Source organism: Cognatundibacterium luofuense, from assembly GCF_018139685.1.
GTDB classification, from domain to species: domain Bacteria; phylum Pseudomonadota; class Gammaproteobacteria; order Burkholderiales; family Burkholderiaceae_D; genus Undibacterium; species Undibacterium luofuense.
This window is the reverse complement of the sequence record NZ_JAGSPN010000005.1, coordinates 143,331-163,255: the sequence shown is the minus strand read 5'-3', so window position 1 is coordinate 163,255 and position 19,925 is coordinate 143,331. Positions and strand designations below refer to the sequence as shown.

At 53.2% G+C, this 19,925-nt stretch carries 21 protein-coding genes; 15 read left to right on the top strand and 6 right to left on the bottom strand.

Annotated elements, in window-relative coordinates:
• Window positions 1-190: 190 nt before the first annotated feature.
• The 6 genes from KDM89_RS08895 to KDM89_RS08870 all read left to right on the top strand — a co-directional run bounded on the left by KDM89_RS08895 (window position 191) and on the right by KDM89_RS08870 (window position 7,227).
• A complete protein-coding gene (locus KDM89_RS08895) occupies window positions 191-1,234 on the top strand; it encodes a rod shape-determining protein (protein ID WP_189356490.1) in 1,044 nt (347 codons plus the stop codon).
• A gap of 174 nt (window positions 1,235-1,408) precedes the next feature.
• Window positions 1,409-2,524: a rod shape-determining protein MreC gene (mreC, locus tag KDM89_RS08890; RefSeq protein ID WP_212687590.1), complete on the top strand. Its 1,116-nt coding sequence runs from the start codon at window positions 1,409-1,411 to the stop codon at window positions 2,522-2,524.
• Entirely contained in the window at window positions 2,521-3,039 is a 519-nt protein-coding gene (gene mreD, locus KDM89_RS08885; RefSeq protein WP_212687589.1) for a rod shape-determining protein MreD, read from the top strand. The genes mreC and mreD overlap by 4 nt, the downstream gene beginning before the upstream one ends.
• An 18-nt stretch (window positions 3,040-3,057) precedes the next feature.
• Window positions 3,058-5,046, top strand: a complete 1,989-nt coding sequence (gene mrdA / locus KDM89_RS08880) for a penicillin-binding protein 2 (protein WP_212687588.1) — start codon at window positions 3,058-3,060, stop codon at window positions 5,044-5,046.
• 1 nt (window position 5,047) lies between these two features.
• Window positions 5,048-6,160, top strand: coding sequence for a rod shape-determining protein RodA (gene rodA, locus KDM89_RS08875; protein ID WP_212687587.1), 1,113 nt, complete (start codon window positions 5,048-5,050; stop codon window positions 6,158-6,160).
• A complete protein-coding gene (locus KDM89_RS08870) occupies window positions 6,157-7,227 on the top strand; it encodes a septal ring lytic transglycosylase RlpA family protein (protein WP_212687586.1) in 1,071 nt (356 codons plus the stop codon). Before rodA ends, KDM89_RS08870 begins: the two co-directional genes overlap by 4 nt.
• 26 nt (window positions 7,228-7,253) lie before the next feature.
• On the opposite strand, the gene rsmI is transcribed toward KDM89_RS08870, so the two are convergent.
• The gene (rsmI, locus tag KDM89_RS08865) at window positions 7,254-8,177 is read right to left on the bottom strand and encodes a 16S rRNA (cytidine(1402)-2'-O)-methyltransferase (RefSeq protein ID WP_212687585.1); all 924 of its coding nucleotides are present in this window, start codon (window positions 8,175-8,177) and stop codon (window positions 7,254-7,256) included.
• Between the two features lie 4 nt (window positions 8,178-8,181).
• Between rsmI and KDM89_RS08860 the strand changes: the two genes are divergently transcribed.
• The 7 genes from KDM89_RS08860 (at window position 8,182) to KDM89_RS08830 (ending at window position 15,698) form a co-directional block, all read left to right on the top strand.
• Complete coding sequence (locus KDM89_RS08860) at window positions 8,182-8,604, top strand: YraN family protein (protein WP_212687687.1); 423 nt, start codon at window positions 8,182-8,184, stop codon at window positions 8,602-8,604.
• 22 nt (window positions 8,605-8,626) lie between these two features.
• Entirely contained in the window at window positions 8,627-9,220 is a 594-nt protein-coding gene (locus KDM89_RS08855) for a phosphoheptose isomerase (protein ID WP_212687584.1), read from the top strand.
• Entirely contained in the window at window positions 9,213-9,869 is a 657-nt protein-coding gene (locus KDM89_RS08850; protein ID WP_212687583.1) for a BON domain-containing protein, read from the top strand. Before KDM89_RS08855 ends, KDM89_RS08850 begins: the two co-directional genes overlap by 8 nt.
• A 168-nt stretch (window positions 9,870-10,037) precedes the next feature.
• Window positions 10,038-10,628 carry a LemA family protein gene (locus KDM89_RS08845; RefSeq protein ID WP_212687582.1) on the top strand — a complete coding sequence of 197 codons (591 nt, stop codon included), beginning with the start codon at window positions 10,038-10,040 and terminating at the stop codon, window positions 10,626-10,628.
• Window positions 10,629-10,645: 17 nt separating this feature from the next.
• On the top strand, window positions 10,646-12,631 hold the full coding sequence (locus tag KDM89_RS08840; protein WP_212687581.1) for a M48 family metallopeptidase: 1,986 nt from the start codon (window positions 10,646-10,648) through the stop codon (window positions 12,629-12,631).
• A gap of 297 nt (window positions 12,632-12,928) precedes the next feature.
• A complete protein-coding gene (locus KDM89_RS08835) occupies window positions 12,929-15,211 on the top strand; it encodes a TonB-dependent receptor plug domain-containing protein (protein WP_212687580.1) in 2,283 nt (760 codons plus the stop codon).
• A 169-nt stretch (window positions 15,212-15,380) separates the two neighbouring features.
• A complete protein-coding gene (locus tag KDM89_RS08830) occupies window positions 15,381-15,698 on the top strand; it encodes a hypothetical protein (protein WP_212687579.1) in 318 nt (105 codons plus the stop codon).
• 76 nt (window positions 15,699-15,774) lie between these two features.
• On the opposite strand, the gene KDM89_RS08825 is transcribed toward KDM89_RS08830, so the two are convergent.
• From KDM89_RS08825 to KDM89_RS08805, 5 genes are read right to left on the bottom strand one after another with little or no spacing between them, the layout of a single operon-like run.
• Window positions 15,775-16,200, bottom strand: a complete 426-nt coding sequence (locus tag KDM89_RS08825) for a BLUF domain-containing protein (RefSeq protein ID WP_189356477.1) — start codon at window positions 16,198-16,200, stop codon at window positions 15,775-15,777.
• Between the two features lie 17 nt (window positions 16,201-16,217).
• The gene (gene folE, locus KDM89_RS08820; protein WP_212687578.1) at window positions 16,218-16,925 is read right to left on the bottom strand and encodes a GTP cyclohydrolase I; all 708 of its coding nucleotides are present in this window, start codon (window positions 16,923-16,925) and stop codon (window positions 16,218-16,220) included.
• A gap of 59 nt (window positions 16,926-16,984) precedes the next feature.
• A complete protein-coding gene (locus tag KDM89_RS22970) occupies window positions 16,985-17,194 on the bottom strand; it encodes a cysteine-rich CWC family protein (RefSeq protein WP_212687577.1) in 210 nt (69 codons plus the stop codon).
• Window positions 17,191-17,403, bottom strand: a complete 213-nt coding sequence (locus KDM89_RS08810; RefSeq protein ID WP_212687576.1) for a zf-HC2 domain-containing protein — start codon at window positions 17,401-17,403, stop codon at window positions 17,191-17,193. The genes KDM89_RS22970 and KDM89_RS08810 overlap by 4 nt, the downstream gene beginning before the upstream one ends.
• 2 nt (window positions 17,404-17,405) lie before the next feature.
• On the bottom strand, window positions 17,406-17,963 hold the full coding sequence (locus KDM89_RS08805; RefSeq protein WP_212687575.1) for a sigma-70 family RNA polymerase sigma factor: 558 nt from the start codon (window positions 17,961-17,963) through the stop codon (window positions 17,406-17,408).
• Between the two features lie 130 nt (window positions 17,964-18,093).
• On the opposite strand from KDM89_RS08805, the gene argB reads away from it, so the two are divergent.
• Together argB and KDM89_RS08795 are read left to right on the top strand one after the other, a co-directional pair.
• The gene (gene argB, locus KDM89_RS08800; protein ID WP_212687686.1) at window positions 18,094-18,984 is read left to right on the top strand and encodes an acetylglutamate kinase; all 891 of its coding nucleotides are present in this window, start codon (window positions 18,094-18,096) and stop codon (window positions 18,982-18,984) included.
• Window positions 18,985-19,026: 42 nt separating this feature from the next.
• Window positions 19,027-19,746 carry a pyrimidine 5'-nucleotidase gene (locus KDM89_RS08795; RefSeq protein ID WP_212687574.1) on the top strand — a complete coding sequence of 240 codons (720 nt, stop codon included), beginning with the start codon at window positions 19,027-19,029 and terminating at the stop codon, window positions 19,744-19,746.
• Window positions 19,747-19,925: the final 179 nt, after the last annotated feature.

Genomic DNA, 19,925 nt, shown 5'->3' with positions numbered 1-19,925 from the left:
CTAAATAGCGCGCTAATTCCTGTCAGTTCAAGCATAAAGACAGTGTCAGCGCAGCACGGATAAAACAGGGCTCATTTCAGCAGTGCTTTGTCAGTCACACAGGACTGCTGAAATGGGCTCAGGGCGACCGAATTTTCCGGCGAAGCAGTCTGGTGCTGCTGTCAGCCATAACGTTTTCACAGGACTCTACATGTTTGGTTCTTTACGCAGTTATTTTTCGAACGATCTCGCAATTGACCTTGGTACCGCGAACACCCTGATTTACGCCCGCAGCCAGGGCATCGTACTGGACGAGCCTTCTGTTGTGGCAATTCGTCAGGAAGGTGGCCCGAACGGCAAAAAAACGATACAGGCCGTTGGTAAAGAAGCAAAACAAATGCTGGGTAAAGTACCCGGTAACATCGAAGCTATTCGTCCTATGAAAGACGGCGTGATTGCTGACTTCACTGTCACTGAGCAAATGCTCAAGCAATTCATCCGCATGGTACACGACACCAAATTCTTCAAACCTTCCCCGCGTATCATCATTTGCGTTCCTTGCGGTTCTACGCAGGTTGAGCGTCGTGCGATCCGTGAATCCGCACTCGGTGCAGGTGCTTCTCAGGTTTACCTGATCGAAGAGCCGATGGCAGCAGCAATCGGTGCCGGTTTGCCGGTATCGGAAGCGACCGGTTCCATGGTGGTGGACATCGGTGGCGGTACCACCGAAGTCGGCATCATTTCTCTGGGCGGTATGGTGTACAAGGGTTCTGTGCGTGTTGGCGGTGACAAATTTGATGAAGCCATTGTCAATTACATCCGTCGTAACTACGGCATGCTGATCGGTGAACAGACTGCGGAAGCGATCAAAAAAGCGATCGGTTCTGCGTTCCCGGGTTCCGAAGTGAAAGAAATGGAAGTCAAGGGCCGTAACCTGTCAGAAGGTATTCCGCGTTCATTCACGATTTCCAGCAATGAAATTCTGGAAGCGCTGACAGATCCGCTGAATAACATCGTGTCGGCAGTCAAAAATGCGCTGGAACAAACACCGCCTGAACTGGGTGCGGATATTGCAGAAAAAGGCATGATGCTGACCGGTGGCGGCGCATTGCTGCGCGATCTGGACCGTCTGCTGATGGAAGAAACCGGTTTGCCGGTGATCGTTGCAGAAGATCCGCTGACCTGCGTGGTGCGTGGTTCCGGTATGGCACTGGAGCGCATGGATAAACTCGGCTCCATCTTCTCTTACGAATAACAGCGGGTGACCGGGCTGATGCTGCATCTGCGGCAGTCAGCCTCCCGTGTCCTGTAGCCGGTATGTCCGGCGGCGGGCGAAGCCGGCAGTATTGCGTCGGCTTTTTGTTTTTTTAACCGCTCACTGTCTTTACCGGACAGTTTCAGCTGAACTGGCATTGTTGATGGATTTCGTATGAATTACAGTCCGCCGCCACTATTTAAACAGGGTGCTTCCGCGCGGGCGAAAGCACTCTTTTTTACAATCTTTGCCATCTGTTTGCTGGTAGTGGATTCCCGTTTGCAATCGCTGTCGCTGTTACGCCAGATTATCGGTACGGTACTGTATCCGGTGCAAATGGTCGCCAGTGTTCCGTCCCAGGCTGCGCGCGATATCTCGGTGTATTTCAATGGGATCAGCGAATTGCAGACAGAAAACACCCGGCTGAAACAGCAACGTACACGCCATGCCGATTTGCTGCAGCAAGGTGGGCAGTTGCAGTCTGAAAATGCGCATTTACGGAAACTGCTGGATGCGCGCGAGCGTATGCCTGCCAAATCCGTTATGGCTGAAATTATTTACGATGCCCGTGATCCTTCCACGCGTAAGCTGGTGGTGGACCGTGGGTTGAAAGATGGCGTAGAGCAGGGTCAGCCGGTGATTGATGACCTCGGTGTGGTGGGACAAGTCACGCGGGTTTTCCCGATGACATCGGAAGTCACCTTGCTGACCGACAAAACGCAGGCAATTCCGGTACAGATACTGCGTAACGGTTTGCGCAGCGTTGCTTACGGTCGCGGACAATCGCCTTATCTGGATATGAAAGTCACTTCCAATGCCGATGTGCAAAAAGGCGATGTGCTGGTGACTTCGGGTCTGGATGGTATCTATCCGCCGGGTCTGGCAGTAGCCAAAGTGGAAGTCGTCGAAAATAAAGGCACCAGCACGTTTGAAAACATCGTCTGTATGCCGGTTGCCGGTGTCGAAAAAAACCGTCAGTTACTGATACTGCAGGTATCCACCCGCGATTTGCCGAAACCGGACAGTGAAGAAGTCCGCGCCAAAAAAGAAAAAATTAACCGCCGCGTAACACGTGACAACGGACCGGTCAGTGATCTGCGTTTGCCATCCGAGCAAAGCAATGCTGCGCCCGGATCAGCGACACAGGTAACAGCACCGTCAGCATTACATGCAGCAGTGCCTGCATCCCGTGATCAGGCAGCGAAACCCGTACCCGCCCCGGCACCCGCTGTGCGGCCTGCCGCGCAGCCAGTCATCAAACCGGCGTCCCAGCCTCAGGAGGCGCAATGACACAGCCGAACTACATTCTGCTGCCGGTAAACCCGGTATTTATCACCTTCAGTTTTGTGGTGGCGTTTTTGCTGAACTTTCTGCCCTGGGGCGGTCTGCTCGGTGTGCCGGATTTTGTGGCGCTGGTGCTGGTGTTCTGGAGTATTCACCAGCCGCGTAAAGTCGGTATCGGACTCGCATTCACGATGGGGCTGATCATGGATGTGCATGATTCGGTGTATCTGGGTGAAAACGCACTGGCATTTACCGTACTGTCGTATTTCGCGATTACGATACACCGCCGCGTTTTGTGGTTCACGCCTTTTGCGCAGTCACTGCACGTATTACCGCTGTTTATTCTGGCGCAGGCACTGCAAGTGATTGTAAGGCTCATCGTTGCGCCGGATGCGCATTTCCCCGGCTGGCTGGTGTTCAGTCAGAGTCTGGTAACAACGATTCTGTGGCCGCTGGCTACGCTGATTTTGCTCGCTCCGCAAAAGCGGGCGGTGGACAAAGATCACACCCGCCCGATCTGACCCTGCAGCCACTGTCTTATGAATGAGTTTAAAAATACTGAGCGTGAAATTTACCTGTTCCGCGTGCGGCTGGTAGTCATCGCTTTGTTTGTACTGATATGTTTTTCACTGCTGGTAGCCCGTTTTGTCTGGTTGCAGGTGATTCGTCATGACGAATATGTTGCGGCAGCGGATGAAAACCGCATCGATATCGTACCGATTGTGCCTAACCGCGGCCTGATTATGGATCGCAATGGCGTGGTACTGGCACAGAATTATTCTGCCTACACGCTGGAAATCACGCCGTCTAAAATCAAGCAGGATATGGATTTGCTGATTGATGATCTGGCTGATCTGGTTGATATTCAGCCTAAGCACCGTAAGCGTTTCCGTAAGCTGCTGGAGGAATCCAAAAGTTTTGAGAGTATTCCTATCCGTACCCGCTTAACTGATGATGAAGTAGCACGCTTTATTGCACAGCGTTTCCGTTTTCCCGGTGTTGATATTCAGGCGCGTTTATTCCGTCATTATCCGCAAGGCGAATCTGCATCGCACGTGATTGGTTATATCGGTCGTATCAGTCAGAAAGATGCGGAAGCTCTGGAAGAGTCTGAAGACGGTGCTAATTACAACGGTACGGATTACATCGGTAAAGAGGGATTGGAAAAAAGTTATGAAGCCATGCTGCATGGCCGAACTGGCTTTGAGCAGGTCGAGGTATCCGCTGGTGGTCGTGCTGTGCGCACTTTATCCCGTACGCCACCGGTTTCCGGAAAAAATCTGATTCTGTCGGTGGATATCGAACTGCAGAAAATTGTGGAAGAAGCGTTTGGTGACCGTCGTGGTGCGCTGGTGGCGATTGAACCAAAAACAGGTGATGTGCTGGCCTTTGTTTCCAAACCAACCTACGATCCGAATCTGTTTGTCGAAGGTATTGATCAGCAGAGCTGGAATGAATTAAACACTTCAGAAGACCGCCCTTTGCTGAACCGTCCGCTGACTGGTGCCTATCCGCCAGGATCGACCTATAAACCATTTATGGGGCTGGCAGCGCTGGAGTTGGGTAAACGTACGCCGCACCAGATTTACGCAGATCCGGGTTACTTCACGTTCGGTAACCATACGTTTAAAGACGATAAACCGGGTGGTCATGGCGGCGTGGATTTATACCGTTCGATTGCGCAATCTTGTGATACCTATTACTACGCACTGGCGAATGATATGGGCGTGGACATGATCCACGACTTTATGAAGCCTTTCGGTTTTGGTCAGAAAACCGGTATTGATCTTGAGCATGAACGTACCGGGATTCTGCCATCGACCGAATGGAAGCGCCGCGCTTTCAAAAAACCGCAGCAGCAACGCTGGATTCCGGGTGACACGATTTCACTGGGAATTGGTCAGGGGCAAAATACGTTCACGCCATTGCAAATGGCACATGCGATGGCAACGCTGGCAAATAATGGCGTTGTGATGAAGCCGCATCTGGTGAAAATGACGGAAGATCCGGTATCGCATCAGCGTGAACTGACTGTACCGAAGGAAAGTTACCGTATTCCGCTGAAGCAGGAAAATATCGACATTATCAAGAATGCGATGGTCGGAGTTGTACGCGAAGGGACATCGGCGCGCGTCTTTGCCGGTGCAGAATATGTGTCCGGCGGTAAAACCGGTACTGCGCAGGTCATCAGTATCAAAAAAGGTGAAAAGTACGACGCGAAACGGATGGCAGCCCGTCATCTGGATCACTCGCTGTATATTGCATTTGCACCGGTTGATCAGCCAAAGATTGCAGTTGCCATCATTGTGGAAAACGGTGGTTTCGGTGCGGAAGCTGCTGCACCGATTGTGCGTAAGGCACTTGATTATTACCTGCTTGGCAAACGTCCGGTGAAAGAAAACCGCGAACCGCAGCCGAAAGTACAAAGTGATCCTGCCTTGTTCCGTTCTGATCAGGAACTGAAAAATCCGGCAGAGCCACCACCTTCGCCTAAGCCCGGCGAAGAGACCACGGGGAATAAGGATTGATATGAGCCAATTTCACATGAACTGGCGCGCCATACGCCGCTATTTCGCCGTGTTTGACGGCCCGCTGGCGATGCTGATTTTTCTGATTATGTCCTGCGGTATCGTAACGCTGTATTCAGCTGGCTACGATTTTCCGGGCCGTGTGGAAGATCAGCTGCGTAATATCGTGGTGTCATTTTTTGTAATGTGGATCGCGGCCAGTGTGCCACCCCAAACGCTGATGCGCTTTGCCATTCCTATTTATACGCTGGGGGTGACTTTGCTGATTGCTGTTGCGCTGTTCGGGATGGTGAAAAAAGGATCGCGCCGCTGGCTGAATATCGGCATGGTGATTCAGCCTTCAGAAATGCTGAAAATCGCAACCCCCTTAATGCTGGCCTGGTATTTCCAGAAGCGTGAAGGTGCGTTAAGGGTACAGGATTTTATTATTGCGACCATCATACTGGCGATTCCGTTTGCGCTGATCGGGAAGCAGCCGGATCTGGGCACGGCGATGCTGGTTGGTATGGCCGGATTTGCGGTTATTTTTCTGGCGGGTTTATCCTGGAAAGTGATTCTGGGTATTCTGGGTTTTGCCGCCGCAGTAATACCCACAATAGTGTGGCCTTATATGCTGCATGATTATCAGCGTGACCGGGTGCTGACATTGCTGGACCCCAGCCGCGACCCGCTGGGTAAAGGTTTTCATATTATTCAGTCGACGATTGCAGTCGGTTCCGGTGGCGTAACCGGTAAAGGCTGGCTGAAAGGAACGCAGGCACATCTGGAATTTATTCCTGAACGTACTACCGATTTTATTTTTGCCGTGTTTTCAGAGGAATTCGGGCTGGTTGGCAATCTGGTGTTGCTGCTGCTGTATTTGCTGCTGATCGCCCGTTGCCTGATGATTGCTGCGAATGCGCCGACGCTGTTTACGCGCTTGCTGGCGGGTTCGATGACAGCAATCTTTTTCACCTATGCATTTGTTAACATGGGCATGGTCAGTGGTATTCTGCCTGTGGTGGGTGTACCGCTGCCGTTTATGAGTTACGGCGGTACTGCGCTGGTGACGCTGGGTATGGCCGCCGGTATCCTGATGAGTGTGCAACGACATCGTAAGCTGATACAGACATGAAAAAACTGCCTGCAAAGAAGCTCCTGCCTTTTGTTTCTGTCACCACGCTGGCTGCATTACTTGCAGCTTGCGGGACTACGCCGAAAGCACCCGTCAGTGAAGCGCCGCGTGCAACGAATCAGCCACCGGTAACGGTTCCGGTATTGCCGAAAGCCAATTCCGGTAAAGGTGGTTATTACAAAGATGATGGTCCGGGCGATAATCCGCCACCGGGGCTGGAATTCACTGTTGATCCAATTCCGAAAATTGAGCCTTATGCCCGTGGCGCAAGCAAGCCTTATGTCGTGCTCGGAAAAACATTTACACCGATTACGGACGATACGACACCGTTTATTCAGCGTGGTCTGGCCAGCTGGTATGGCAAAAAATTTCACGGACAGCGTACATCATCGGGCGAACCTTACGATATGTACAAAATTACGGCAGCCCATCCGACACTACCGATTCCTTCGTATGCGCGTGTGACAAACCTGAGTAACGGACGTCAGATTATTGTGCGCGTGAATGATCGTGGCCCGTTTCAGGGTAACCGGATTATCGATTTATCGTACACAGCAGCGCTGAAACTGGAAGTGCTTGGTAAAGGCAGTACGCAAATTGAGGTCGAACGTTTGTTACCCGCTGATATTGAACGTATGGCTGAAAACCGTAAAAATCAGCCGCCACAGGCAGTTCGCAGTGCATCCGCAGATCCGGTCGTGAATACGCCGGTGGCAATGACTTCACCGATTCCGCAGCAAGCAATGCCCGTGGCTTCGGCACTCGAGGATGCAGGTGTTACGCAGAATCCGCGTCCAGTAGAAAAGCTCAGCACGCCGCCATCCGTACCTGCAGGAAGTGGGTTTTATCTGCAGTTTGGCGCATTTGCGATACGGTCGAATGCAGAAAATGTGATGTCGCAACTGAAAGGGAAAGCGGAGTCACGCTTACCGGCGTTTGAAATTGTGCAGCAGGGCAGTTTATACCGTCTGGTCAGTGGCCCGTTCACCAGTCGCGCCGAAGCACAGCAGGCGCTGGCAATGGCGGGTGATCTGGGAACCGGAAAACCGGTGGTGGTACAGCGCTGAATATTCAGCGCTGTTTTCATGGTGTTTTAACCGGCTGCTTCGTCGTCTTCTGACTGCAGACTGAGCGCGAGCTGATACAAATTATTTTTCTTCTGACCGGTAATCGCTGCCGCCAGACTGGCTGCCTGACTGACAGAGCAGGATTCCAGCAGGATACCCAGAATGCGTTGCGCTTCCTGCATACCGCTGTCCTGTTGTGCCGGCAAGCCTTCGATCAGCAAAACATATTCGCCTTTTTCTCGGTGCTTATCCGCTTTCAGCCACGCACCGGCTTCCGCCAGCGTACAACGCTGACTTTCTTCAAACAGTTTGGTCAGTTCACGCGCCAGCACGATACGGCGTTGCGGGCCGAATACTTCCAGCATGGCCGCGATGGTGTCGTGGATGCGATGCGGCGCTTCGTAGAAAATCTGGGTCGCGCTGGTGTTCACACAGCCTTGCAGCACTTCTTTGCGCTGACCGGCTTTGCTCGGTAAAAAACCCACGAACTGAAACTGGTCATCGGTAAAACCGCTGGCAGATAAGGCGGTAATCGCTGCCGATGCACCCGGCAATGCGATTACTGGTAAGCCCTGATTGCGTAATTCATCCACAATCCTTGCGCCGGGATCTGACACGCCCGGCGTACCGGCATCCGACACCAGCGCTATACGTTCACCGGCTTGCAGACGTTCCGCAATTTTTTGCGCAATCTCGCGCTCATTATGCTGGTGCGCTGCGATCAGCGGCTTCTGCAAGCCGTACAGATTCAGTAGCTGCGCAGTATTGCGCGTATCTTCACAAGCGATGGCATCCGCCAGATTCAGCAGATACAAGGCGCGCAGGGAAATATCACCAGTGTTTCCAATCGGTGTGGCAACTACATATAATGTGCCGGCCGGATATTGCTGTCTTGTTATGGTTTCCGGTAACGACGGGGAAATCCACGAAAATTGTTCGCTGAGGCTCATGCAAATGCCGTTCTGGAAGAAAAAAACAGATTGTACGCCAGCTGAGACTGGCGGGGCGTATTCCGCAGCAGCGCCGGACCGCCGTACGCGCAAACAGCAAACCGGCGATGCAGGAGAGGATGCGGCGCTGGCCTATCTGCAGGCGCATGGCATGGTACTGGTTGAACGTAACTTCCGCTGCCCCGGCGGCGAGATTGATCTGATCCTGCGTGACCGCGATACGCTGGTGTTTGTCGAAGTACGCAGTCGCGCTTCAGCCCGCTTCGGCGGTGCATTAGCCAGCATCACGCCTGCCAAACAAAGGAAACTCTGGCACGCTGCGCAGGTCTATCTGGTGCAGTTTTCTGCGCCTCCGGCCTGCCGGTTTGATGTGATTGCGATAGAAGCGGGTACAATCCACTGGTTACCCGATGCAATGATGGCCTGAGGGCCGGAAAGATAGTTTTTAGATGAGCACCCAACGAATTCTGACGCACTTCCGCGAAAGTGCTGAACTGAAGATCAAAGCAGCCGAAATACTGGCAGCCCCGATCACGGAAGCGGTGGAACTGATGTTCCTGGCGCTGTCCAACGGCAATAAGATTCTGGCCTGCGGCAACGGCGGTTCAGCGGCAGATTGCCAGCACTTCGCAGCAGAGCTGATCGGCCGTTTTGAACGTGAGCGTTTGCCACTGCCGGCAATTGCACTGACGACCGATACATCGATTATGACTGCGATTGCCAACGATTATCAGTTCAACGACGTTTATGCTAAACAGGTGCAGGCGCTCGGTCAGTCCGGCGACATTCTGCTGGCAATTTCCACTTCGGGAAATTCCGCGAATGTGATCAATGCGATTGAGGCCGCACTGGAACGTGATATGCGCGTGATTGCGCTGACCGGTAAAACCGGCGGCAAGATCGGCGAACTACTGACGGAATCAGATGTCCATATCTGTGTGCCGCATGACAGAACAGCAAGGATTCAGGAAGTTCACTTGCTGACGATTCATTGTTTATGTGACGGTATTGATACCGCACTGTTCGGAGGTGAGGATGAATAAAGCAGTTACCCGTCGTTTGGCCCGACCTTTGCTGGCGGTTTCTTTATGCTGCGCAGCGGCTGTCAGTTTGCAGGGCTGTGTGGAACTGGTGGTCGGCAGTGCCGTGATGGGCACGCTGGCAGCCACGGACCGTCGTACCTTCGGTGCGCAAACTGAAGATAAATCGATTGAAGTCAAAGGCGAAGTGCGTCTGTCCAAAGCACTTGGCGATGGCGCACACGTCAATGTGAATTCGTTTAACCGCCATGTATTGCTGACCGGTGAAGTATGGAATGAAAACATGCGTCAGCAGGCGGAGCAGGAATTGCGTGCAATCGACGGTGTGGTGACGGTTTCCAATGAAATTCAGGTGGCAGGAACATCCAGCCTGTCGTCCCGCTCTAACGATGCGCTGATTACCGGTAAGGTAAAAGCCACCTTCGTCGACGCAAAAGGCATTTATGCCGGTGCGTTTAAAGTGGTGACCGAAGCCGGTGTGGTGTTCCTGATGGGACGTGTCACCCAGCGTGAAGGTGATCAGGCAGCGCAGCTGGCTGCAGGTGTTGGCGGTGTGCGAAAAGTGGTGAAGGTGCTCGAATACATCAGTGAAGATGAGTTGCGCAGACTGGTCGCAACGCCGGAATCGCAGAAGCAGCCGGCGAATCCTTAAATCTCCTGAAACCGCATCCATTGTGATGCGGTTTTTTCTTTCAGTGTTTGTCTTCTGGCGTAGACAAAAGGTAAAAGTTTCTAATTAATACCGTTTTTTTGCCTTTGTAATTGTATAAAATTGCAATTGCTTTGCCGGTAGCTTGCCGGCTTTTTTTACGGAGATGTGATGATTACGATGCTCGTTATTCTGGCCCTGCTGGCTGTTGTCGTGTTCTGGGCGATTGGTGTGTACAACGGACTGGTTGCGCAGCGTAACCGTTATAAAAACTCGTTTGCACAGATTGATGTTCAGCTGAAACGCCGTTACGACCTGATTCCGAATCTGGTCGAAATCGCCAAAGGTTATATGAAACATGAGCGCGAAACACTGGAAGCGGTGATCGCAGCGCGTAACTCGGCATTCAATGCCAGTGCCAAAGCCAGCACCGATCCAAGTGATGCAGCTGCTGTGCAACAACTGTCGCAAGCAGAAGGCACGCTGAATGCATCTCTGGGTCGTTTGTTTGCTTTGTCTGAAGCCTATCCTGATCTGAAGGCGAATCAGAATATGCTGCAACTGACAGAAGAACTGACCAGCACAGAAAACAAAATCTCGTTTGCGCGTCAGGCTTATAACGATACGGTGATGCAGTACAACACTGCGGCCGAACAATTTCCGGGCTCTGTGATTGCCGGTATGTTCGGCTTCCGTCAGGCAGAACAATTGCAAGTGATTGAAGCGCCGCAGGAACGTCAGGCTGTCAAAGTATCGTTCTGATTCCGGTCTGATTTGCCATGAACAATTTTTTTGAGCAGCAGGATCACGCGCGCCGCGAAAGCCGCAAATTGCTGATGCTGTTTGCACTGGCGGTGACCGCTATTGTGGTGGTGGTCAACGTCACGCTGGCAGTAGCGTGGCAATACGCGATGCGCGGGCACGGGCCGGTGCGCTATCCGCAGGGCTTTTTTATTGCGATCACGATAGGTGTGCTGTTGTTCATCGGACTCGGGACGCTGTATCAGATCTTTCAGTTGCGTGACGGTGGTGATGCAGTCGCTGAAATGGCCGGTGGCCGTCTGGTACCGCCGGATTCCACGGATCTGCATGAACGTCGCTTGCTGAACGTGGTGGAAGAAATGGCGCTGGCATCCGGCATCGCCTGTCCGAATGTGTACATTCTGGATGAAGAAGACGGTATCAATGCGTTTGCTGCCGGTTTTCAGCAGAATCAGGCAGTGGTCGCGGTAACACGCGGTACGCTGGAACGCCTGAACCGCGATGAACTGCAGGGCGTGGTCGGTCATGAATTCAGCCATATCCTGAACGGCGATATGCGGATGAACATCCAGCTCATCGGTGTCTTATTTGGTATTCAGATGCTGGCGCTGTTCGGACGCGAATTGTTTGAATGGGGTGCGCGCATTGGCGGCGGCTCACGCAGCAAGGATGATAAGGGGCCGTCAATCGGGCTGATTATGCTGGTGGTCGGGATTGTGCTGTTTGTGGTTGGTTACGTCGGTATTTTTTTCGGACGACTGATTCAGTCGGCAATTTCACGTCAGCGTGAATTTCTGGCCGATGCGAGCGCAGTCCAGTTCACCCGTAATCCGCAGGGCATCGGTGGTGCTTTACAAAAAATCGGTGGCCTCAGTGTGGAAACCGGTTGTGGTTCTGCGATACAAAGCAGTAAAGCCGAGCAGTTATCGCATATGTTTCTGGGCGCGGCACGGCCATCGTTTTTATCCGGCATGTTTGCCACCCATCCGCCGCTGGAAGAGCGGCTGCGTCGTGTCTACGGCAAAGATGTGCAGTTTGTGCAGGCGGATGTACTGGATGATGACGAGTTCGGGAATGAGGGCAGCAGCCAGTCATCACTGAGCAGTCAGTTCAGCAGTTTCAGTGGTGGTTCTGCTTCTCAGCAAGCGTTCACCGCAGTGCAGAGTGGCTTGCATGGCGATGAAGGTTTTGGTCATCATGCAGGTCATCCGGCGCAGGCTGCTGATAACAGTCAATTGCTGAAATCTGGTCTGGCAATGCCGGATGATGCGCGGGCGCTGGCACGGGAACCGCAGTCTGCTGCCTTGCTGGTGTGTGCGATGGTATGTGATCAGTCGCAGGCCGCACAGGCGCAGCAACAGCAGCAACAGATTCTGCGTGCAGGTCTGGCGGATGCTACGGCGCTGCAGGCTGCTTTACGCGCTGCAGCAGGTATCAGTGCCGGGCAGCGTCTGCCTTTGCTGGATCTGGCGATGCCCGCGCTGAAACGCTTGCCGGAAAATACCCGCCAGCAATTGCTGAGCGTGGTGGCTGCGCTGATACAAGCCGATGGCCGCGTCAGTGAGACTGAGTTTGTGCTGCAGGCGATTCTGGAACAAAGGCTGAATCCGCAGGCTGCCCGTGCTGTGAAAGTGCGTTACGCTGATCTGGTTCCTTTGCGCAAAGAGGTCGCGCTGGTGTTATCGCTGGTGCCGCAAGGCGATGCAGCGACCCGTCAGCAAATGTTTATGCAGGGCGCGGCTTCACTGCGTAATCTGCAATTACAGGCGACAGACTGGATCAATCCCGACCAGCTCGATTATCAGGCGGTACGCGCTGCGCTGGCGCAGCTGAATCAGCTGGCACCATTGGCAAAACCGATGCTGATACGCGGTATGCTGCAAATGGCGCAGGCTCAGAACAGTCTGTCATCAGCACGTACACATGAATTGCTGCGCAGTGTGTGCGCCGCGATTGATATGCCGGTACCGGATTTACCAGCAATGCTGCAAGACATGTCTTAAGAAAATTCTTTACAATTTTATCTGTAATTCTGCACGCCATATCGCCATTCAGCGGTGATATGGCGTTTCTTTTTTTCTCCGTCATTTCTTCACAAAGCCGTTCCGGCGCATCGTCTGCTACGTATAGTATTGTGCTTTTATCTTTTAAAAAGATATAGATCAATGCATAAAAGTCACGTATGCTGCTTTTTCTTTGCGGCAAGTAATGATTTTTATATCAGCGCATTCCTGAATGCACTGATATGCCAGCAGTCTGAATATTTTTTATTGGCAATCGAACTGATCCGGAGTGGAAGCGTGGCAGTGAAAACAATGCAGTGGGCGCTGGCAGGTCTGGCGCTGAGTGGCGGCGCCTGGGCGCAAACAAATACAGCCTTACCGGCAGATACTGTAGCTGAAAAAAATACAGTGCCTGCCGTGATCAAAACCGGCACAGCAAGCAATGCCAATGCGGAACAGCCAGCCAAAACCGGTCAGCCAGCAGCGCAAAAAGTAACGGTCAGTGGTGCAGCGGAAGATGCAGCGCGTGATTTTGCGGCAGCAAAAGTGATTATCGGTCGTGCCCAGATTCGCGACAGTGGCTTACAGAATGTGAATGAATTACTGAAGCGTGAGCCAGCCATCACGGTCGGCAAAGACGGCAGGCCGGGTTTGCTCGGTTTGCCCGGTTATACCCAGATTCTGATTGATGGTTTGCCACCGGCCGGACGGGATATCAACAATATTGATCTGAGCGAAGTAGAGCGGATTGAAATCATCAAATCCTCCACCGCAGAAACCGGGCCCTTCAGTATTGCCGGTACCATCAATGTGGTGTTGCGCAAGCATATGCGCCAGCAAAGGCAAACGGTGTCAGCGCAAACGGGTCTGAACGGCAGCTCAGCGGAACTTAGTGGTGCATGGAATCTGAGTCAGTCCGATCCTGAAAGTCCGTTCAGTACCAATTTGCATTTGTCTTCCAGTCAGAGAGATAAACGCAGCAATTCCGCCGAGCAGCAAACCCTGAATGCGGGTGGTCTGGTGCTGCCGCAGTATCAGGCACAGCGCTACCGCTGGGAGCGTTATCAGACTGTCGCGATGGCGTTTGAACTGGTGCGCAGACTGGAGCACGGCAGTCTCAGTCTGAAGCCGGGTGCAGGCGGGTTGCAGAATCAGACGGAAACTCAGGCAAGCCGTCAGTGGCAGAGCGGCGGCAGTTTGCTGACACAAAGTCGTTCCCGCTGGCAGATGTCCAGCATACAGCTGCCGCTGAACTGGCAATATGAAGATGAGGACTGGGGCGAAAGTGAGCTGAATCTGCGCAGATCGCTGATGCGGAGCAGCGATAATTCTCAGCGCAATGACATCAGTGCCGGTACCTCAGGCAATGCCATTTCAGGCTTACGTGAAGACAGCTCCGAAGTGCTCAGCAACAGCTGGCTGATCGCATTCACGCAACGTAAAACCTTCAGCGGCGGGCACCGGGTTCGTGCCGGACTGCAGTTGGAACAAGATTTTAAGACACCTGAAAAATCATATCGTTATAACGGTCTGGCTGACAGCAGTCTGGCGGCACTGGGAACGCAGTATTCGCAATGGGAACAAAAGCGCCGCGTGTTTATTCAGGATGACTGGCGGGCGGATCCTTTGCTGGCAGTGAATGCCGGTGTATCGGTGGCGGAGCAGCGCAGCGAAGGGCAGGAAGTATCGGGCAATACCAGTGTCAGTTTCCGCGTGGTGTCGCCATCGCTGCACATCGCAAAAAAGCTGGCCGGCAATCCTAAACAACAGTTCCGTTTGTCGCTGGCACGCAGTTTTAAAGAAGTGGAGACCGACACCCTGCTGATGCACCCCTCGGTAAATTCACTGGCACCGTGTGTGCCCGGCGCAGGTTGCGGCGCCAACACGATAGATACGCCGGACAGCACCGGCAACCCGAATCTGCGTCCGGAAAAAGCACTGGCGCTGAACCTCAGTTACGAACATCCGCTGCAGGGTGACAGCAAACTGACGCTGGAAGCCTACACGCGCCAGATTCAGGGGAAGACCGGCACGGAGTTGGTGCAAATGCCGGTGGCATGGGCAACGGTGCCGCGCTGGGTGCAGCGTCCGGCCAATCTGGGCGATGCGGATGTGACCGGCGTGAATCTGGAATGGCGACTGAGTGCGAAAGACTGGCTGCAGGATGCACCGAAGCTGGATGTGCGCGGCAGTGCAGGCTGGGCCAGATCTGAACTGAAAGACTGGCCGGGGCCGGATAACCGTGTTGATGGCAGTCTGCCGTGGCGCGCTAAACTCGGTATGACCTATCAACTTGCCGCGGCACCGGTGAAACTGGATATGAATGCCAGCTGGCAGCCGGGCGACTGGCTGCGCAATAACCTGAACCGCCGTACCTACAGCTCGCATCAGACCACGCTGGATGCCAGCGCTGCATGGACGCTCAATCCGCGCGCTAAGCTGGTGCTGAACATGAGCGGTCTGCTGCGTCAGGACAGCAACCGTATCAGCCGCTATGAAACCAGCGCCGGTACGCTCGATACCCGTACCGTCACGGACGGGAATATGCGGATCAGTCTGCGCGGCGAGTTCAGTTTGTAATTTGTCGCAGAGGCTATGCAGAAGTCCGCATTCGCCGGAAAAAGCACCTGCCCGGAGCGCCAGTGTTTCTGCCGACGTCCGGGATTTTGCTGGTTTTTTTTGTGCTGAACACCGCATTTAAGGCATTTTTTGGGCTAAACAACTTTCAGAGAGAAAACAGGAGATATCCATGGCACTACCCGCAGTTTTGAAAACTTTACTGGGCGTTGTTGTGATCAGTGTTTCGGTTTCTGCTGCCGGACAAATCGATCTGGGTTCCCGTAAGTTACGTCCTCGTTCTGAATGTGAGGAAAAGTTTCAGGCATTCGGAATTGAAGAGTATTCAAAAAAATCTGCCTTGCTAAAGCAATTGAAATCTGAGATTGCCAGCGAAAAAGATGAAGAAAAACTCAGGGTGTTAAAAGAAAAAGAACAGAAAGAAATCGCACGTATCCGGCAAAAAGTGAAGGATGATGCGATCGAAGTTTGTTCCGAAAATCCGGAATAATCGCAGTGATTAATCAACTGGTTAAAACAAAAGGCTGCCCGCAGGCAGCCTTTTGACAATTCAGTGCTGGCAGAACTCAGATGCGGCCGACAATCGATGCGGTAGCCATCAGCTCATCCAGCAGTGCCATCAGCATTTTGCCGGACATGGTATGCGGGTCCAGCACCGGCAGCGGGGAATAGCGCAGCAGGATGGATGGATTCACGCGACTCATATTCACTTGCCCCATGGTCCAGCCCGCATAACGGCGTTCCTGAATTTCTTCGTAATCGAGCAGCACCACATCTTTGTGACGCGGATCGCGCAGGATATGTCCGTACAGTGCATTCACCGCTTCGCGGCCGCCTTCCAGCACCTGAATAAAGACTTGCTCGGTGTGGCACAGCACGCCGGTAATACCGTTTTGCGGATTGTGCGCATGCGATTGCTGCAGAATGGATTGCACGACGTCACACACATTTTGTTCAGCCGGGCGGCTGGCGTACAGCAGGCGGACTAACATGATGCTCTCCTGTCGTATTAACGTTTAATCAGAGATAAAAATTCGCGGCGCAGATTCGGGTCTTTCAGGAAAGAGCCGTGCATCACGCTGTTAATCATTTTGGACTCGCTGTCTTTCACGCCGCGCCAGTGCATACAGAAGTGGTCGGCTTCCATCACAACGGCCAGACCATCCGGTTGCATTTTTGCCTGCAGCGCATCGGCCAGTTGCACCACCGCTTCTTCCTGAATCTGCGGACGGCTCATGATCCAGTCGGCAATACGCGCATACTTGGACAAGCCGATCAGATTCGAATGCTCGTTCGGCATCACGCCGATCCAGACTTTACCGATGATAGGGCACAGATGGTGTGAACAGGCGCTGCGCACGGTGATCGGGCCGATAATCATCAGCTCGTTCAGATGCGAGGCATTCGGAAACTCAGTCACCGAGGGCATGCTGACATAGCGGCCACGGAACACTTCATTGATGAACATTTTCGCGACACGGCGCGCGGTATCCTGAGTGTTGTGATCGCTGTCGGTATCAATCACCAGACTTTGCAGCACTTCCTGCATTTTGGCAGCGACTTCGGCTTGCAGCTCAGGAAGTTCGCCGTCTTCAATAAACGCCGCAATATTGTCATTTGCATGGAAACGCGTATTGCTGGCGACGATGCGTTCGCGGATACGTTGCGACACCGGAATGTTAACCGCTTTGTAAGCGGTGGAAGTCTCGTTGGACATACAGAGTTCCTGACAAAATAGTAGCGGATTGAGCAGAGCGCGTATGGTAACTGAAATCCTTATTGTCTGTTGTCAGCTGCCGCTTTTTGCTGCTGTACCGTGGCCATTGTTCTGGCACAGTCATGCAGGCAGGCGGGACTAAGGCAAGCGGCATTGCCTTCCGGTAAAAATTCAGGCGCAATCACGGGCACTGCGCTGCACCAGCAAGGCTGGTTCACCTCATTGATGCCGCAGGTAAATACGCTGTCGCAAACGCGACAGCGGTTCAAGGCTGATCCTGACGTTGTCCGGATTGCAGGTGATCCGGCAATTGTTGCAGCGTATCGCGCAGCATGTGCATTTGTTGTTCAAAGCGGCTGCAGGCATCGCACATGGCCAGATGTAGACGCACTTGCGAGCGTTCGCCCAGCGACAACTGGCGATCCATACCTTCCGACACCAGCTGATGGGTTTCGCGGCATTTCAGTAGTAATCCCATGCTTAACTCCTGTTCCCGAACCAGTGTAAATCCAGACATTCACGCAGGCGCAGCCTTGCCCGGTACAGCAGCACCCACAGATTAGACGAACTCAGGCCCAGATCCTGACAGATTTCTTCACTGCTGATATCCAGCCATTCGCGCATCAGAAAAACACGCGCGGTTTTTTCCGGCAATTTTTCCAGACACATTTCCATGATGCGGAAAAAGTCCTGTTGTTCCAGTTCGGTATCCGGCGTTCGCCAGGCATTCGGCATTTGTACGGTGTGGCCGTTTTGCAGAAACAGGCTGTCGATCACATCGGCTTCATGCTCGTCATCCAGCGGTGTCAGCGGCTGTTCGCGCTGCAGGCTGCGTAAGTGGTCGATGACTTTGAATTTCAGGATGCCGGTGACATAGGTGCGCAGGCTGGAATTGCCCTGAAACGCATCCGGTTTTTCCAGTACTGCCAGCAAGGTTTCCTGTACTGCATCTTCGGCGGCGCTTTGCTGGCGCAATTGCAAAAAGGCAAAACGCAGCAGGGCGGGGCGCAGGTTTTCCAGTTCAGCAAAAAGATTCATGCGGACAGGCTTTCTTCAAGACGGGAAATCGTAAAGTTTCGGGGTAAAATCCGGCACAACACACATTTTTCCTTCTTTTTGATTACAGGAAGCCCTCATTATGAGCGAAAAACAAGCGCACGCGACAGAGATGGACAATCTGGACGGCGTCGAGCCATTTATCAAAGCGGAAATTCTGGCGCAGGCGCTGCCATACATCCGTAAGTTCCACGGCAAAACCATTGTCGTGAAATACGGTGGTAATGCGATGACGGAAGAGCGTCTGAAACACGGCTTCGCACGCGATGTGATTCTGCTCAAACTGGTCGGTATGAACCCGGTCGTTGTGCACGGCGGCGGTCCGCAAATCGACAATGCGCTCAAAAAAATGGGCAAACAGGGCAATTTCATTCAGGGTATGCGTATTACCGACGAAGAAACCATGGAAGTGGTGGAATGGGTACTCGGTGGTGAAGTGCAGCAGGATATCGTGATGCTGATTAACCACTACGGTGGTCAGGCAGTGGGTCTGACCGGTAAAGACGGTGGCCTGATCCGCGCCCGCAAAATGCTGATGCCGGACCGCGAAAACCCGGGTCAGATGCTGGATATCGGTTACGTCGGTGAAATCGAAGCGATTAATCCGGCTGTTGTAAAAGCGCTGCAGGACGATGCTTTCATCCCGATTATTTCGCCTATCGGCTTCGGTGAAGATGGTCAGGCTTACAACATTAACGCCGATCTGGTGGCCGGTAAGATTGCGGAAATCCTGAAAGCGGAAAAGCTGATCATGATGACCAATATTCCTGGCGTACTCGATAAACAAGGCAATCTGGTCACCGATCTGACTGCGCGTGAAATCGATGAAATGTTCGCGGACGGTACTATTTCCGGCGGTATGCTGCCGAAAATTTCTTCCGCACTGGATGCGGCGAAATCCGGCGTGAACACCGTGCATATTATCGATGGCCGTATCGAGCACTCGCTGTTGCTGGAAGTGCTGACCGAGCAAGCTTTCGGTACGATGATCCGCAGTCACTGATCTGTACTGCATGGCAGATCACCACCACGGGAGTGCTGTCTGATGGCAGCTTCCCGCTCCCGCCGCGTCTGGCTGTTCGATCTGGATAACACGCTGCACCATGCGTCGCATGCGATTTTTCCGGAAATTAACCGTCTGATGAATGCCTACATCGCCCGTGTACTGGGCGATGATCACGGTCCGGCCGATGCCGAGACCGTGAACCGTGTGCGGCTGGAATACTATCTGAAGTACGGCGTGACCATGCTGGGCATGGTGCGCCATCACGGCGTGGATGCAGAGCATTTTTTACAGGCTGCACATGATATCGACGGCCTGACGTCCATGATTCGTGCCGAGCGCGGCCTGCGCCGCCGTTTGCGCCAGTTGCCCGGCAAAAAAATCTTACTGACCAATGCACCGGCCGGTTACGCCGGCAAAATTCTGCGCCATTTGCGCCTGCATACGCATTTCGATGCGCATGTGCCGGTGGAGCAGATGCGGGTGCATCGCCAGTTGCAACCCAAACCCTCTGTGCGCTTCCTGCGCCATTTCCTTGCCCGTCAGCGCTTGCGCGCCAGCGATTGTGTGCTGGTGGAAGACAGCGTCGATAATCTGCGCGCCGCCCGCAAACTGGGTATCCGCACGGTATTGCTGCGCCATTACATTCCCGCCAGCGGGCGCAAGCCGGATGGTCGCGTGCGTTCCGCCGCCTGCGTGGATGTGGCGGTGCACGATATCAGACGGCTAAGTAATTACAGAAAAATCATTGGTAATTTGTAAAAGTCAAGCTTTTTAACGAATTATTTCGATTTTAGTTTGCATAAAAACGACAATTTGCGTAGAATTCCGCCTGATTCATTTCCTTATGGAAATAGCTTCTGAAAACCGAGTGGTTTGACGGCATGTTCCCTCGCCACCGGCTGTCCTGATCCAGCAGATCCCAGAGGATCGCCTCCCGC